Below are 15058 nucleotides of genomic sequence, written 5' to 3'. Positions count from 1 at the left end.
GAGTCGGGGACAAGCCGGAGGAACCCCGATGAACCAGCAGGCCCTGGCGCGACGCGCCGAATCCCCGGCCGAAGCGCAGCGTGTCGAGCTCCTGCACGCCATCGAGCGCAAGCTCCTCTGGCTGTCCGCCTGGATGATCCACCACGCCAACCATGTCCGTCCCAACCGGGACGGGCTGAAGGTGGGCGGGCACCAGGCTTCCTGCGCCTCCTGCGTGTCCATCATGACCGCGCTGTATTTCGAGGTGCTGCGGCCCGCCGATCGCATCGCCGTGAAGCCTCACGCGGGGCCGGTCTTCCACGCCATCAACCTGCTGATGGGTCGCCAGTCGCCGGAGCGGATGGAGACGCTGCGGCAGTTCGGCGGCGTCCAGCCCTATCCCTCCCGCATGAAGGATGGAGCGGAAGTGGATTTCTCCACCGGCTCCGTCGGGCTCGGCGTCGCGCTGACCTCCTTCGGCTCGCTGGTGCAGGATTACGTGCGGCTCAAGGACCTCGCCCCGCCGAGCGTGCCGGCCGGGCGCCACGTTGCCATCGTCGGCGACGCGGAGCTGGACGAGGGCAACATCTACGAAGCCCTGCTCGAAGGCTGGAAGCACGACATACGCGACGTCTGGTGGGTGGTGGACTACAACCGCCAAAGCCTCGATTCCGTGGTGCAGGACCGTCTCTTCGGCCGCATCGAGGGGCTGTTCCGGGACATGGGCTGGAACGTCGTCACCCTGAAATACGGCCGCAAGCTCCAGGCCGCCTTCGCCCGCGAGGGCGGCGAGGCGCTGCGCCGCTGGATCGATGACTGCCCGAACAGCCTCTATGCCGCGCTGACCTTCCAGGGCGGCGCCGCATGGCGCGCGGCGCTGCTGGCCGAGCTGGGCCGCGAGGATGGGGTGCGCGCCATCATCGACCCGCTCTCCGACGAGGAGTTGGCGGGGCTGATGACCAATCTCGGCGGGCATGACGTCGAGACGCTGCTGGAGGCCTTCCGCGCCCAGGACGCGGCCGGAGACCAGCCGACCTGCTTCATCGCCTACACCATCAAGGGCATGGGCCTGCCCTTCGCCGGGCACAAGGACAACCATGCCGGGCTGATGACGAAGGAGCAGATGGAGGGGTTCCGGACGGAGATGAAAATCCGCCCCGGGCATGAGTGGGACCCGTTCGAAGGGCTTCCCTTTCCGGAGGCGGCGCTGCGCCGCGTGGTGGAGGAGGCCCCCTTCGCCAAGCCGCTGACAGCGGAAGGCCGGCGCCTTTCCGCGCCCACCATCCCGGTGCCTGCTGCCTTGCCGGTGCCCAAGGTGCCCGAGGGCCGGAAGCTTTCCACCCAGGCCGCCTTCGGCGAGATCCTGGCCGGCATCGGCCGTGGGGAGGGGGAATACGCTGCCCTGGCCTCGCGCATCGTGACCACCAGCCCGGACGTGACGGTCTCGACCAACCTCGGCCCCTGGGTGAACCGGCGCGGCATCTTCGACCGGCACAAGAAGAACGACGTGTTCCGCGACGCCAAGCTCGCCTCGGCGCAGCGCTGGGGCATGTCGCCCGAGGGCCAGCACATCGAGCTCGGCATCGCGGAGCAGAACCTGTTCCTCGTGCTGGCGGCGTGCGGCCTCGCCCACTCGCTCTACGGCGCACGGCTCCTGCCAATCGGGACGGTGTACGATCCCTTCGTCAATCGCGGCCTCGATGCACTGATCTACGGTTGCTACATGGATGCGCGCTTCCTGCTCGTCTCGACCCCGTCGGGCCTGACGCTGGCACCGGAGGGCGGGCAGCACCAATCGGTCAACACGCCGCTCATCGGCATGGCCCAGGACCGGCTCTCCAGCTACGAGCCTGCCTTCTCCGACGAGCTTGCCGTGCTGATGCGCCATGCCTTCGCGCATATGCAGGCGGAGAACGGTTCCTCCGTGTGGCTGCGCCTTTCGACACGCGGCCTCGCCCAGCCCAAGCGTAAGCTGGACCCGGAGGCGGTGATCGCCGGCGGCTACTGGATGGTTCCGCCCGCGCCCGGCGCGCGCATCGCGATCGCCTACCAGGGTCCGGTCGCCCCCGAGGCGATGTCCGCCTTCGGGGCGCTGCGGGCGGAGGAACCGGGCGCCGGGCTCCTCGCCGTCACCAGTCCGGACCGGCTGCATCAGGGGTGGCTGCAGGCCCGCCGGCAGGCGCGGGGTGGACCCGGCGCGGCCCCTTCCCATGTCGAGTCGCTGCTGGCGCCGCTGGCCCCGGGGGCCGGGATCGTCACCGTGCTGGATGGGCACCCGGCCTCGCTGGACTGGCTGGGGGCGGTCCGCGGGCAGCGCGTGGCAGCACTGGGCGTGGACCGCTTCGGCCAGGCCGGCGACCTTCCTGACCTTTACGCGGAATACGGGCTGGACGAGGCAACGATCCTGGACGCGTGCGCTCAGCTCCTGATCGGGTAGGGGACCAGCGGGGCATCGCGCCGCTGGTAGAGCGGGTGCTTCGGGCTGCCATCCCCGTTCACCCCAAAGCAAAGCGGTTGCAGCCCCAGCCCGGCAAGCAGGGAAGCAAGCTGCGGCCCTCGTCCGGCGAGCGGCTTCGGCGGCTGCCCCCAGGCGACCACCAGGGGCGACGCGCGGGCGGCGTGGCGCGCGATGGCCGCGTCGTTCTCCGCCCCCACCGGGTCGTCCACCTCCAGCAGCCGCCGCTTGTCGGTGACGCGATAGGCGAAGGCGTTCAGCATCACGCAGCCCCCGGCGCCCCAGAGGTGCCGGGCGCGCCACATCACCCCCTGCACGGTCGGGTCATCCACGTCGACGTCCGCGGTGGATGGGTTCATGCCGATCACCGCCGCGACGCCGGGGCTGCCGATGGGCTTTCCATCCCACCGCCGCTCGAGGGTCCAGCGCCAGCGCCGGCAGGGGGAGAATTCGGCTTCGGACACCACGTCCTCCGCTAGGCGCAGCCGGACGCGGCCGCCAGGGTCATGAGGGTCGGCCATGGCCGCATCCTCGTGGGACCCGGCCGCCCTGGCTAGCCGCCGCGACGCTGGCTTGGCGCGGCCGGGGGTTTCCGCTACACGCCCGGCTTCCGACCCGGAACGCGGATACGGACGCGGGCGTGGTGGAATTGGCAGACACGCTGGATTTAGGTTCCAGTGGCGCAAGCCGTGGGGGTTCAAGTCCCTCCGCCCGCACCACTGGGAAGTCCCGGCACAGATTGGATGGATTGCGCGCGATGCAGGTGACGGAGGTTGCGAACGAGGGTCTGAAGCGGGCCTATACGGTGGTGGTGCCCGCTGCCGACATCGCCGCGCAGAAGGACAAGCGCCTCGCCGAGCTCGCGAAGGACATGAAGATTCCGGGATTCCGCCCCGGCAAGGTGCCGCAGAAGGTGGTCCAGGCCCGCTACGGCCAGGCCGTGATGGGCGAGGTGCTCGAGACCTCCGTGCAGGAAGCCACCGGCAAGGTGGTGTCGGAGCGCGGCCTGCGTCCGGCCCTCCAGCCCAAGATCGAGCTGATCAACTTCCATGACGGTGCCGACCTGGAGTTCCGCGTGGACGTGGAGATCCTGCCCGAGATCCCGATGCCGGACTTCGCAGCCATCTCTCTGACCCGCCCCAAGGCGGCCCCGGGCGACGAGCAGGTGCAGGAGGCTTTGGACAACATCAGCCGCCGAAACGCCTCCCTTGAGGAGACGGAAGCTCGTCCCGCCCAGAAGGGCGAAGTGCTGGTCTGCGACTTCGTCGGCCGCATCGGCGGCGAGGAATTCCAGGGCGGCTCGGCCAACGACATGCCCATCGAGGTCGCGGGCCCCGGCTTCATCCCTGGCTTCACCGAGCAGCTGGAAGGCATGGCCCCGGGCGAGGAGCGGGTGGTCAAGGTGGCCTTCCCGGCCGAGTACGGCGCGGCGGAGCTGGCCGGCAAGGATGCCGAGTTCACCGTCACGGCCAAGTCCCTCAAGGTCTATGCCAAGCCGGCCCATGACGACGAGCTGGCGAAGAAGATGGGCCTCGAAAGCTTCGACAAGCTGCGCGAGCGCATCGTCGAGGTGCTGCAGGGCGAGTACGACGCCGCCTCCCGCCTCGCCGTGAAGCGCAAGCTGCTGGACGCCCTGGCCGACCAGGCAAGCTTCACCGTGCCGGAGGGTATGGTGGAGGGCGAGTTTGCCCAGATCTGGCAGCGCGTCGAGGCCGACATGAAGGCCGGCAAGCTGGATGGCGACGATGCGGGCAAGGACGAGGAGACGCTGAAGGCGGAGTACCGCTCCATCGCCGAGCGCCGCATCCGCCTGGGCCTGCTGATCGCCGAGATCGGCCGGACCAACAACATCGAGGTGACGCGCGACGAGCTGTCCAACGCGCTTCGCCAGGAAGTCGCCCGCTACCCGGGTCAGGAGAAGCAGGTCTTCGAGTTCTTCCAGAAGAACCCGCAGGCCATGGACAACCTCCGCTCCCCGATCTTCGAGGAGAAGGTGGTGGACTTCATGCTGGAGCTGGCCAAGGTGACGGACGAGGAGATGTCGCCCGAGGCCCTGCAGAAGGCCGCCCAGGGCGAGTGACCGCGGCGCCCCGGCCACCATTCGGCCGGGGGGGTTTTGCGGTGGTGGGGAAGGGGGCTTTTCCTGCCCCCCCGCCGCACCACATGATGCGGGCTGGAGGGCAGGGCGCCGGGCGGGATTCGCCGGGCCGGCCCGCCGCCCGCGCCCATCCCGGGGCGGGCGACTTTTTCGGGAAAGACAATCCATGCGGGACCGCGATCCGGTCGAAGTGTACAACAACTCGCTGGTTCCGATGGTGGTGGAGCAATCCAGCCGCGGCGAGCGGGCCTATGACATCTATTCGCGCCTGCTGAAGGAGCGGATCATCTTCCTGACGGGTGCCGTTTACGATCAGGTTTCTTCCCTAATCTGCGCCCAGCTGCTGTTCCTGGAGAGCGAGAACCCGAACAAGGAGATCTCGTTCTATATCAATTCTCCGGGCGGTGTCGTTTCTGCTGGCCTCGCGATCTACGACACGATGCAGTACATCCGCTCGCCCGTCTCGACGGTTTGCATCGGCATGGCGGCGTCCATGGGCTCGCTGCTGCTGACGGCCGGCGCGGCCGGCAAGCGCTTCGCCCTGCCCAATGCCCGCGTGATGGTGCACCAGCCCTCCGGCGGTGCCCAGGGTCAGGCGACGGACATCGAGATCCAGGCCCGCGAAATCCTGACGCTGCGGCGCCGGCTGAACGAGATCTACGTGAAGCACACGGGGCAGCCGGTCGAGGCGATCGAGGCCAAGCTGGAGCGCGACAGCTACATGTCGGCGGAGGAGGCCCTGGCCTTCGGCTTGATCGACCAGGTCGTGACCACCCGGCCCGTTACCGCCGAGCCGGCGAAAACCTAACCGGCTTTGGCAAGTTTCAATTCCCCGGGGTGCTTGATGCTCCCCGGGGAAGGCGCGCTTCCCCCCGGGGGTTCCGGGGGGCTATCATTCGCCAACGCGCCTTCCAGGCGGGGCTGACGCCTGCCGAGGGAGCGAGGAGTGGGCATGAGCAAGTCTGGCGATAGCAAGAACACCCTGTACTGCTCCTTCTGTGGGAAGAGCCAGCACGAGGTCCGCAAGCTGATCGCGGGTCCGACGGTGTTCATCTGCGACGAATGCGTCGAGCTCTGCATGGACATCATCCGTGAAGAGCACAAGACGCACATGGTGAAGACGCGCGACGGCGTGCCGACACCGAAGGAGATCTGCAAGGTCCTCGATGACTACGTCATCGGGCAGGACCATGCGAAGAAGGTGCTCTCCGTCGCGGTCCACAATCACTACAAGCGCCTGGCCGCCGGTCAGAAGAACAACGACATCGAGATCGCGAAGAGCAACATCATGCTCATCGGGCCCACCGGCTCGGGCAAGACGCTGCTCGCGCAGACCCTTGCGCGCATCCTCGACGTGCCCTTCACCATGGCCGACGCCACCACGCTGACCGAGGCGGGCTACGTGGGCGAGGATGTGGAGAACATCATCCTCAAGCTGCTCCAGGCCGCGGACTACAACGTGGAGCGGGCGCAGCGCGGCATCGTCTATATCGACGAGGTCGACAAGATCAGCCGCAAGTCGGACAACCCCTCCATCACGCGCGACGTGTCGGGCGAGGGCGTCCAGCAGGCGCTGCTGAAGATCATGGAAGGAACGGTCGCCTCCGTCCCGCCGCAGGGGGGGCGCAAGCATCCGCAGCAGGAATTCCTGCAGGTGGACACGACCAACATCCTGTTCATCTGCGGCGGCGCCTTCGCGGGGCTGGAGCGGATCATCGGCGCACGCGGCAAGGGCTCGGGCATCGGCTTCGGCGCCGAAGTCCGCGACCCGGAGGAGCGGCGCGTCGGCACCGTCCTGCGCGAGGTGGAGCCGGAGGACCTGCTGAAGTTCGGCCTGATTCCCGAGTTCATCGGCCGCCTCCCGGTGGTCGCGACCCTCGAGGACCTGGACGAGCGGACGCTGATCGAGATCCTCACCAAGCCCAAGAATGCGCTGCTGAAGCAGTATCAGCGCCTGTTCGAGATGGAAGGGGCCAAGCTCACCTTCACCGAGGACGCGCTGAAGTCGGTCGCGCAGCGGGCCATCCAGCGCAAGACCGGGGCCCGCGGCCTCCGCTCCATCATGGAGCAGATCCTGCTGGGCACGATGTTCGAGCTCCCGGGCCTCGCCGATGTGGACGAGGTCGTGGTGAACCGCGAAGTGGCGGAAAACCGCGCCCAGCCGCTGTTCATCTACAACGAGAAGCCGGCGGAGCAGAGTTCCGCCTGATGGGGCGCGGCCTTGGAAACCGGGCCGCGCGCGACCAAATAGTGAGTCCATCCCGTGGCCGGGCGGCTTGTGCCGCCTTCGGGCTTGCCCCCGGCCGACTGTCCCTTGAGAGGTCCCCATGACGGAAACCATCCGCGGCGAGTTGCTTCCCGTGCTGCCGCTGCGGGATATCGTCGTCTTCCCGCATATGATCGTGCCGCTCTTCGTGGGGCGCGAGAAGTCGGTGCGGGCGCTCGAATCCGTGATGAAGGAGGACAAGCAAATCCTCCTCGTCGCCCAGAAGAATGCCGCCCAGGACGACCCGGGCAGCGCCGACCTTTACGAGGTCGGCACTGTTTCCACCGTGCTCCAGCTTTTGAAGCTGCCCGACGGCACCGTGAAGGTGCTGGTCGAGGGCGGACGCCGCGCGCGCATCGCTGGCTTCAAGGAGACGAAGCAATATTTCGAGGCCTTCGCCGAGGTCATCGAGGAGCAGGCACCCGAGGGGCGCGAGGTGGAGCCGCTGATGCGCTCCGTCGTCTCGCAGTTCGAGAGCTACATCAAGCTCAACAAGAAGATCGCGCCTGAGGTGCTCGTCTCGATCAACCAGATCGAGGATGCGGGCAAGCTCGCCGACACGGTGGCGGCGCATCTTTCCATCAAGATCCCCGAGAAGCAGGAGCTGCTCGAGATCGGCGCCGTCGGCCAGCGGCTCGAGCGCGTCTTCGCCCACATGGAGGGCGAGATGAGCGTCCTTCAGGTGGAGAAGCGCATCCGGAACCGCGTGAAGCGGCAGATGGAGAAGACCCAGCGCGAGTACTACCTGAACGAGCAGCTGAAGGCGATCCAGAAGGAGCTTGGCGAGGGCGAGGAGGGCAAGGATGAGGCCGCCGAACTCGAAGCTAAGATCAACGCCACCAAGCTGAGCAAGGAAGCGCGCGACAAGGCGATGGCGGAGCTGAAGAAGCTGCGCTCCATGTCGCCGATGAGCGCCGAGGCGACGGTGGTGCGCAACTACCTCGACTGGATCCTGTCCATCCCCTGGAAGAAGCGCTCCAAGGTCCGCAACGACATCGTCGAGGCGGAGAAGGTGCTCGATGCCGATCACTATGGCCTGGAGAAGGTCAAGGAGCGGATCATCGAGTACCTTGCGGTCCAGTCGCGCTCCAAGAAGATCCGCGGGCCGATCCTTTGCCTCGTCGGCCCTCCGGGCGTCGGCAAGACCTCGCTGGGCAAGAGCATTGCCAAGGCGACCGGCCGGTCCTTTGTCCGGATGAGCCTTGGCGGGGTGCGCGACGAGGCGGAGATCCGCGGCCACCGGCGGACCTATATCGGCTCCATGCCGGGCAAGGTCATCCAGGGCATGAAGAAGGCGAAGACCTCGAACCCGCTCTTCCTGCTGGATGAGATCGACAAGCTCGGTGCCGACTGGCGCGGCGACCCGTCGAGCGCCCTGCTGGAGGTCCTGGACCCCGAGCAGAACTCGACCTTCGGCGACCACTACCTGGAGGTAGACTACGACCTGTCGGACGTAATGTTCGTCACCACGGCGAACTCGCTCCGCATGCCGCAGCCCCTGCTCGACCGCATGGAGATCATCCGCATTCCCGGGTACACCGAGGATGAGAAGGTCGAGATCGCGAAGCGTCACCTCCTTCCGAAGGTGACGGAGGCGAACGGGCTGAAGCCGGGCGAGTGGACGCTCTCCGACGAGGCGATCCGCGACATGGTCCGCTACTACACGCGGGAAGCCGGCGTCCGGAATCTCGAGCGCGAGATTGGCGGGCTGGCGCGGAAGGCTGTGAAGGAGATCGTCTCCAAGAAGGCCAAGAAGGTCGCGATCAACCGCAAGAACCTCGACAAGTATGCCGGGGTGCGGAAGTTCCGCTATGGCGAAGCGGAGAGCGAGGATCAGGTGGGCGTGGTGACCGGCCTGGCCTGGACCGAGGTGGGCGGCGACATCCTCTCGATCGAGAGCGTGGTCGTCCCCGGCAAGGGCCAGGTGAAGCCGACGGGGCAGCTGGGCGACGTGATGAAGGAAAGCGTGCAGGCCGCGCTCTCCTACGTCCGCAGCCGTTCGGTCACCTTCGGCATCAAGCCGACACTGTTCGAGAAGCGTGACGTCCACGTCCACGTTCCCGAGGGGGCGACCCCGAAGGACGGGCCGAGCGCGGGCATCGCCATGGCGACGTCCATCGTGTCGGTGCTCACTGGCATTCCGGTGCGTCGAGACGTGGCGATGACCGGCGAGATCACGCTGCGCGGCCGCGTGCTTCCGATCGGCGGGTTGAAGGAGAAGCTGCTGGCGGCCCTGCGGGCCGGCATCACGACCGTCTTCATCCCGAAGGAGAACGAGAAGGACCTCGCGGAGATCCCGGACAGCGTGAAGAAGGCGCTGACCATCCGGCCCGTCTCCCATGTGGATGAGGTGATCGCGGGCGCCCTGGTGCGCGTGCCGGAGCCCATCACCTGGGTCGAGCCGGAGGAAGTGCCGCCCCCGCCTGCGGCACCGGAGCCGGCGGTGCGTCCGCACTGAAGGGAAGGGGGGCTTCGGCCCCCCTTTCTGCATCCAGGGCATGCTTCATCCGGCGCAAACCCAATGAATCCCTGGGTCTTGGCGCGACGCTTCAGTTGACGCGGCCGAAACGCCGCGATTAGTGTCGCGCCGGTGCCGTGCGGGGGAATCGTCCCTGGCCGGCAGGATGCGGAGAGAGGGGGGGCAACCCTATGAACAAGCAGGATCTGGTCAGCGTAGTGGCCGAGACGGGAGAGATGTCCAAGGCCAAGGCCGGCGAGGTGCTGGACGCGGTGTTCGACGCGATCACCAAGGCCCTTGGCAAGAAGGGCGGCGAGGTTCGCCTGGTGGGCTTCGGCACGTTCAGCACCAGCAAGCGCAAGGCCGGCAAGGGCCGCAACCCCCGCACGGGCGAGGAGATCAAGATCCCTGCCAGCACGACCGTACGCTTCAAGGCCGGCAAGGGCCTTAAGGACGCCGTGAACTGACCATCGGATCCTGGTAGATCAGTCCCCCTCCAGGGGGCGGAAGCCGGCCGCGAGGCCGGCTTTTTTCGTTCCCGGCACTTGGCCCTTGTCCTCCGCCGAGGAGGGTCTATGCAGGGTGCCAGGGGCGCTTAGCTCAGCTGGGAGAGCGCCTGCTTTACACGCAGGATGTCGGCGGTTCGATCCCGTCAGCGCCCACCACTTTCCTTCGCTCGCCGCGTTGACAGGACCGCCTAGGGGACGTAAACGCCGCTCCACGCTGCGCGGGTGTAGCTCAGTCGGTTAGAGCGCCGGCCTGTCACGCCGGAGGTCGCGGGTTCGAGCCCCGTCACTCGCGCCAGTCTTTTCACCCCATCCTTGATGTCCGTTCCTCGGCACCCAAGCTATTGCTCCGATAAGGAGAATTCCCGGGGTGCCCTATGGCGGCACGTTCCGTTCTTCCTTATGGTGCGCCGCATCGGGCCGGGCGCGGGCTTGCGCGCTGCACGGCCTAAAGTCACGTGCAAGCCAAGGCAAATCGAATCGCAAGGCCGACAATGACGCAGCCCCTGCTCGCCGAGTACTTTCCCATTCTCGTCTTCCTGGGAATCGCCGCCGGGATCGCGCTCGCCATGGTGGGGGGCAGCCTTCTTCTGGCGCGGCAGAAGCCGAATGCGGAAAAGCTCTCGGCCTATGAGTGCGGCTTCGAGCCTTTCGACGACACGCGGCGGCGCTTCGACGTGCGGTTCTACCTCGTGGCCATCCTCTTCATCATCTTCGACCTCGAAGTGGCCTTCCTGTTTCCCTGGGCGATCGCGCTGGGCGACATCGGCTGGCTGGGCTTCCTGTCCATGATGGGGTTCCTGGGCGTGCTCACCGTGGGGTTCATCTACGAATGGCGCAAGGGCGCCCTGGACTGGGAGTAAGGCGAGATGAACGAGATCGCCTGGAACAATCAGGGGCTGGGCCCCGGCGCCGAGCAGGATGCGGTGGTCCGCGCCGTGACCGGCGAGATCGAGGACAAGGGCTTCGTCGTCGCCAGCCTGGACAAGGTGGTGAACTGGGCCCGGACCGGCAGCCTGTGGCCGATGACCTTCGGCCTGGCCTGCTGCGCCGTGCCGATGATCCACGCCTACATGGCCCGCTACGACCTCGACCGCTTCGGCATTATCCCGCGCGGCTCGCCGCGGCAGAGCGACGTGATGATCGTGGCCGGCACGCTGACCAACAAGATGGCACCCGCGCTCCGCAAGGTCTACGACCAGATGAGCGAGCCGCGCTGGGTCATCAGCATGGGTAGCTGCGCCAACGGCGGCGGCTACTACCACTACAGCTACAGCGTGGTGCGCGGCTGCGACCGGATCGTGCCCGTGGACGTCTACGTGCCTGGCTGCCCGCCCACGGCGGAAGCGCTGGTCTATGGCATCCTCCAGCTACAGCGGAAGATCCGTCGGACGGGGACCATCCTCCGTGGTTGACGCGCTCGAGAACGACATCCGCGCCACGTTGGCCGATCGTCTGCCCGTGGAGTTCGTCCGCACGAACTGGAACCGCGAGCTGGAGCTGCACACGACGCGCGCGGCGCTGCCGGCCCTGATGCTGCTGCTGCGCGACACGCCTGCGCTGGACTTCGCCCAGCTGATGGACGTGTGCGGCGTGGACTGGCCCCAGCGTGCCGAGCGCTTCGACGTGGTCTACAACCTGCTGTCGCTGACGCGGAACGAGCGGGTGCGCGTGATCGTCACCACCGACGAGCGCGAGCCCGTAGCCAGCGTCTCGCTGCTCTGGCCCACCGCGACGTGGTTCGAGCGCGAGGCGTGGGACATGTACGGCATCACCTTCGCCGGCCTCGCCGATCTGCGCCGCATCCTCACGGATTACGGCTTCGAAGGGCATCCGCTGCGCAAGGACTTCCCGCTGACCGGCTTCAGCGAGGTGCGCTATGACGCCGAGGCCGGACGCGTCGTGTACGAGCCGGTGAAGCTGACGCAGGATTTCCGCAACTTCGACTTCCTCTCACCCTGGGAAGCGATGACCACGCTCCCCGGCGACGAGAAGGTCCACCTGAACCGCATCGAAGGCCCCGAGAAGGGGAGCGAGACGCCATGAGCGTGACGACCACCGTCCTGGGCGAAGGCCCGGGCGACGGGGCGGGCGAGTTCCGCCGCACCGTCCAGATGGACAGCCACACCATCAACTTCGGCCCGCAGCATCCGGCGGCGCACGGCGTGCTGCGCCTCATCCTGGAGATGAAGGGCGAGGTGGTGGAGCGCGCCGACCCGCATATCGGCCTGCTGCATCGCGGCACCGAGAAGCTGATCGAGCACAAATCCTACCTTCAGGCGAACCCGTATTTCGACCGCCTCGACTATGTCAGCCCGATGTGCATGGAGCACAGCTTCGTGCTGGCACAGGAAAGGCTGATGAACATCGAGGACCAAGTGCCGCCTCGCGCGCGCTGGATCCGCACCATGTTCGCCGAGATCACGCGCATCCTGAACCACTTGCTGAACGTGACCACCTACGCGCTCGACTGCGGCGCGATCACGCCAGCGCTGTGGGGCTTCGAGCAGCGCGAGCACCTGCTCGAGATGTACGAGATGACGGGCGGCTCGCACTACCACGTCAACTACTTTCGCGCCGGCGGCGTATCGCGCGACATCCCGGCCGAGCTACCGGAGAAGATCCTGCGCTGGGCGGCGCAGTTTCCGGCATTCCTTGACGAACTTGAGGGGCTGCTGACCGAGAACCGCATCTTCAAGCAGCGCACCGTCGATGTCGGCGTGATGACGGCCGAGCAGGCGATGGCGTGGGGCTTCAGCGGGCCGAACCTCCGTGCGTCGGGCGTCGCGTGGGATCTGCGCAAGAGCCAGCCCTACGAGATGTACAGCGAGGTGGATTTCGAGATCCCGGTCGGCCGCCATGGCGATTGCTACGACCGCTACCTCATCCGCATGCAGGAGATGCGGCAGTCGCTGCGCATCATCGAGCAGTGCCTGCTGAAGATGCCGACGGGGCCGGTCAAGATGCTGGACAGCAAGATCAGCCCGCCGAAGCGCTCCGAGATGAAGCGCTCGATGGAGGCGCTGATCCATCACTTCAAGCTCTACACCGAAGGGTATCACGTGCCGGCCGGGCAGACCTACACCGTGACCGAGGCGCCGAAGGGCGAGTTCGGCGTATTCCTTGTCAGTGACGGGACGTATCGCCCGTATCGCTGCAAGATCCGCGCGCCCGGCTTCGCGCATCTCCAGGCGATGGAGGCACTGAGCAAGGGCCACATGTTGGCCGATGCGGTGGCGATCATCGGCTCCCTCGACATCGTTTTCGGGGAGATTGACCGGTGAGCGACCGTCCCGAGGAGAAGGGCCAGAACCAGCGCGGCCCCGACAGCCTGCGCGACCAGGGCATCGGCGGCGGCTTCGAGCACACCCACGCCCAGGGCAAGGCCGAGCACGACCAGCCCACCCATTTCGCTTTCGACGAGCAGAGCGAGCGCGAGGTCCTGAAGTTCATTGCCCGCTATCCCGAGGGCAAGCAGGCCAGCGCGGTGATTCCGCTGCTCTACGTCGTGCAGAAGCAGATGGGGCGGCAGACCGGCAGCGCCTGGGTGCCGCGTGTGGCCATGGACGTGATCGCGAAGCGCCTCGGCATGCCGGCGATCCGCGTCTACGAGGTCGCGACCTTCTACTTCATGTTCAACACCAAGCCGATCGGGCGCTACCACCTGCAGGTCTGCGGCACGACGCCCTGCATGCTTCGCGGCTCCGATGACGTCCTGCGCGCCTGCAAGGATGCGGGCGGGCTGAAGGGCTATGGCGACACCAGCGTCGACGGCAACTTCACGCTGACCGAGGTGGAGTGCCTCGGCGCCTGCGTGAATGCGCCGATCCTTCAGGTGGATGACGACTACTACGAGGATCTCGACTACGAGAGCACGGTCCGGCTGATCGAGTCGCTGAAGCGCGGCGAGCGGCCGGCGCCCGGCAGCGCCATCGGTCGGCAGACCAGCGCGCCCGAGGGTGGGCCGAACACGCTGACGGGTGTGGAGGAGTAGGGCCATGGCGCTTTCCGACAAGGACCGCATCTTCACCAACCTCTACGGGACGCAGCCCTGGAACCTCCAGGCGGCACAGATGCGCGGCGACTGGGACGGCACGGCCGGCTTCATCGGCAAGGGCCGCGACTGGGTGATCGAGGAGGTCAAGAACTCCGGCCTTCGCGGCCGCGGCGGCGCCGGGTTCCCGACTGGCATGAAGTGGTCCTTCATGCCGAAGCAGAGCGACGGCCGCCCGGCCTACCTCGTCGTGAACGCGGACGAGTCCGAGCCAGGCACCTGCAAGGACCGCGACATCATCCGCCACGATCCGCAGAAGCTGATCGAGGGCTGCCTGATCGCGGGCTTCGCCATGAACGCGGTGGCCGGCTACATCTACATCCGCGGCGAGTACTACAACGAGGCCATGGTGCTGGAGGCCGCGATCGATGAGGCCTATGAGGCCGGGCTGCTCGGCAAGAACGCGGCCGGCTCGGGCTACGATTTCGACCTGTACGTGCATCGCGGCGCCGGCGCCTATATCTGCGGCGAAGAAACGGCGCTGATCGAGAGCCTCGAGGGCAAGAAGGGCATGCCGCGCCTGAAGCCGCCCTTCCCGGCGGCGGTGGGGCTGTATGGCTGCCCGACCACGGTGAACAACGTCGAGACGATCGCGGTGGTGCCGACCATCCTGCGCCGCGGCGCCGGCTGGTTCTCCGGCTTCGGCCGACCGAAGAATGCGGGCACCAAGGTGTTCTGCATCTCCGGCCACGTGAACAAGCCCTGCAACGTCGAAGCGGAAATGAGCATCCCGCTGCGCGAACTGATCGACCGCTATGCGGGCGGCGTGCGTGGCGGCTGGGACAACCTGTTGGCGGTAATCCCGGGCGGCTCCTCGGTGCCGCTGCTGCCGAAGCACATTTGCGACGACGTGCTGATGGACTTCGACGCGCTGCGCGAGCACAAGTCGGGCCTCGGAACGGCGGGCGTGATCGTGATGGACAAGAGCACCGACGTGGTGCGCGCGATCGCGCGGCTGGCGCATTTCTACAAGCACGAGAGCTGCGGCCAGTGCACCCCCTGCCGCGAGGGCACGGGCTGGATGAAGCGCGTGATGGACCGGATGGTGCGCGGCGAGGCGGAGATCGAGGAGATCGACGTGCTGGAGCAGGTGACGCGCCAGGTCGAGGGGCACACGATCTGCGCCCTCGGCGACGCGGCGGCCTGGCCGATCCAGGGCCTCATCCGCCACTTCCGGCCCGAGATGGAACGACGGATCCTTGAGCGGCAGGGGCGGCCGATGCCGCTCGCCGCGGAGTAAGC

Annotated in this window: 13 protein-coding genes and 3 tRNA genes; 15 read left to right on the top strand and 1 reads right to left on the bottom strand. The window is 67.1% G+C overall.

All coding sequences use genetic code 11. The annotated features are described in order from the left end of the window. Positions 1-28: 28 nt before the first annotated feature. Positions 29-2416: a 1-deoxy-D-xylulose-5-phosphate synthase N-terminal domain-containing protein gene (locus OF850_RS04460; RefSeq protein ID WP_301588626.1), complete on the top strand. Its 2388-nt coding sequence runs from the start codon at positions 29-31 to the stop codon at positions 2414-2416. On the opposite strand, the gene OF850_RS04455 is transcribed toward OF850_RS04460, so the two are convergent. Further along, entirely contained in the window at positions 2398-2955 is a 558-nt protein-coding gene (locus OF850_RS04455) for a DUF1643 domain-containing protein (RefSeq protein WP_301588624.1), read from the bottom strand. The two genes, OF850_RS04460 and OF850_RS04455, sit on opposite strands and share 19 nt — an antisense overlap. A gap of 113 nt (positions 2956-3068) precedes the next feature. Between OF850_RS04455 and OF850_RS04450 the strand changes: the two genes are divergently transcribed. The 14 genes from OF850_RS04450 (at position 3069) to nuoF (ending at position 15056) form a co-directional block, all read left to right on the top strand. Continuing rightward, positions 3069-3153: transfer RNA gene (locus tag OF850_RS04450), tRNA-Leu, on the top strand. 38 nt (positions 3154-3191) lie between these two features. Next, entirely contained in the window at positions 3192-4514 is a 1323-nt protein-coding gene (gene tig, locus OF850_RS04445) for a trigger factor (RefSeq protein ID WP_301588623.1), read from the top strand. Between the two features lie 184 nt (positions 4515-4698). Continuing rightward, positions 4699-5340 carry an ATP-dependent Clp endopeptidase proteolytic subunit ClpP gene (gene clpP, locus OF850_RS04440; protein ID WP_301588621.1) on the top strand — a complete coding sequence of 214 codons (642 nt, stop codon included), beginning with the start codon at positions 4699-4701 and terminating at the stop codon, positions 5338-5340. A 144-nt stretch (positions 5341-5484) separates the two neighbouring features. Beyond that, on the top strand, positions 5485-6741 hold the full coding sequence (clpX, locus tag OF850_RS04435; protein ID WP_301588619.1) for an ATP-dependent Clp protease ATP-binding subunit ClpX: 1257 nt from the start codon (positions 5485-5487) through the stop codon (positions 6739-6741). Between the two features lie 118 nt (positions 6742-6859). Continuing rightward, the gene (lon, locus tag OF850_RS04430) at positions 6860-9256 is read left to right on the top strand and encodes an endopeptidase La (protein ID WP_301588618.1); all 2397 of its coding nucleotides are present in this window, start codon (positions 6860-6862) and stop codon (positions 9254-9256) included. A 191-nt stretch (positions 9257-9447) separates the two neighbouring features. After that, entirely contained in the window at positions 9448-9723 is a 276-nt protein-coding gene (locus OF850_RS04425; RefSeq protein ID WP_301588617.1) for an HU family DNA-binding protein, read from the top strand. Between the two features lie 122 nt (positions 9724-9845). Beyond that, positions 9846-9921: transfer RNA gene (locus OF850_RS04420), tRNA-Val, on the top strand. 62 nt (positions 9922-9983) lie between these two features. Then, positions 9984-10060 (top strand) — tRNA-Asp (locus OF850_RS04415). 196 nt (positions 10061-10256) lie between these two features. Beyond that, positions 10257-10625, top strand: a complete 369-nt coding sequence (locus OF850_RS04410; RefSeq protein WP_301588615.1) for an NADH-quinone oxidoreductase subunit A — start codon at positions 10257-10259, stop codon at positions 10623-10625. A gap of 6 nt (positions 10626-10631) precedes the next feature. Further along, the gene (locus OF850_RS04405) at positions 10632-11177 is read left to right on the top strand and encodes a NuoB/complex I 20 kDa subunit family protein (RefSeq protein WP_301588614.1); all 546 of its coding nucleotides are present in this window, start codon (positions 10632-10634) and stop codon (positions 11175-11177) included. 16 nt (positions 11178-11193) lie between these two features. Further along, on the top strand, positions 11194-11808 hold the full coding sequence (locus OF850_RS04400) for an NADH-quinone oxidoreductase subunit C (protein WP_456313722.1): 615 nt from the start codon (positions 11194-11196) through the stop codon (positions 11806-11808). Between the two features lie 68 nt (positions 11809-11876). After that, entirely contained in the window at positions 11877-13046 is a 1170-nt protein-coding gene (locus tag OF850_RS04395; RefSeq protein WP_408906459.1) for an NADH-quinone oxidoreductase subunit D, read from the top strand. 62 nt (positions 13047-13108) lie between these two features. Next, on the top strand, positions 13109-13756 hold the full coding sequence (nuoE, locus tag OF850_RS04390) for an NADH-quinone oxidoreductase subunit NuoE (protein WP_301588860.1): 648 nt from the start codon (positions 13109-13111) through the stop codon (positions 13754-13756). Positions 13757-13760: 4 nt separating this feature from the next. Then, positions 13761-15056 carry an NADH-quinone oxidoreductase subunit NuoF gene (nuoF, locus tag OF850_RS04385; RefSeq protein WP_301588611.1) on the top strand — a complete coding sequence of 432 codons (1296 nt, stop codon included), beginning with the start codon at positions 13761-13763 and terminating at the stop codon, positions 15054-15056. The last annotated feature ends 2 nt before the right edge of the window (positions 15057-15058 follow it).

Origin of the sequence: Sabulicella glaciei, from assembly GCF_026183895.1 — a bacterium.
Classification (GTDB): Bacteria; Pseudomonadota; Alphaproteobacteria; order Acetobacterales; family Acetobacteraceae; genus Roseococcus; species Roseococcus glaciei.
Note: the sequence above shows the minus strand (reverse complement) of the source record. Positions and strands in the feature narration are given on the sequence as shown.

Bases quoted from the DNA above. Each gene is read 5' to 3' on its own strand.
- OF850_RS04460 (WP_301588626.1), top strand. From the start codon at position 29: ATGAACCAGCAGGCCCTGGCGCGACGCGCCGAATCCCCGGCCGAAGCG.
- OF850_RS04455 (WP_301588624.1), bottom strand. From the start codon at position 2,955: ATGGCCGACCCTCATGACCCTGGCGGCCGCGTCCGGCTGCGCCTAGCG.
- tig (WP_301588623.1), top strand. From the start codon at position 3,192: ATGCAGGTGACGGAGGTTGCGAACGAGGGTCTGAAGCGGGCCTATACG.
- clpP (WP_301588621.1), top strand. From the start codon at position 4,699: ATGCGGGACCGCGATCCGGTCGAAGTGTACAACAACTCGCTGGTTCCG.
- clpX (WP_301588619.1), top strand. From the start codon at position 5,485: ATGAGCAAGTCTGGCGATAGCAAGAACACCCTGTACTGCTCCTTCTGT.
- lon (WP_301588618.1), top strand. From the start codon at position 6,860: ATGACGGAAACCATCCGCGGCGAGTTGCTTCCCGTGCTGCCGCTGCGG.
- OF850_RS04425 (WP_301588617.1), top strand. From the start codon at position 9,448: ATGAACAAGCAGGATCTGGTCAGCGTAGTGGCCGAGACGGGAGAGATG.
- OF850_RS04410 (WP_301588615.1), top strand. From the start codon at position 10,257: ATGACGCAGCCCCTGCTCGCCGAGTACTTTCCCATTCTCGTCTTCCTG.
- OF850_RS04405 (WP_301588614.1), top strand. From the start codon at position 10,632: ATGAACGAGATCGCCTGGAACAATCAGGGGCTGGGCCCCGGCGCCGAG.
- OF850_RS04395 (WP_408906459.1), top strand. From the start codon at position 11,877: ATGGACAGCCACACCATCAACTTCGGCCCGCAGCATCCGGCGGCGCAC.
- nuoF (WP_301588611.1), top strand. From the start codon at position 13,761: ATGGCGCTTTCCGACAAGGACCGCATCTTCACCAACCTCTACGGGACG.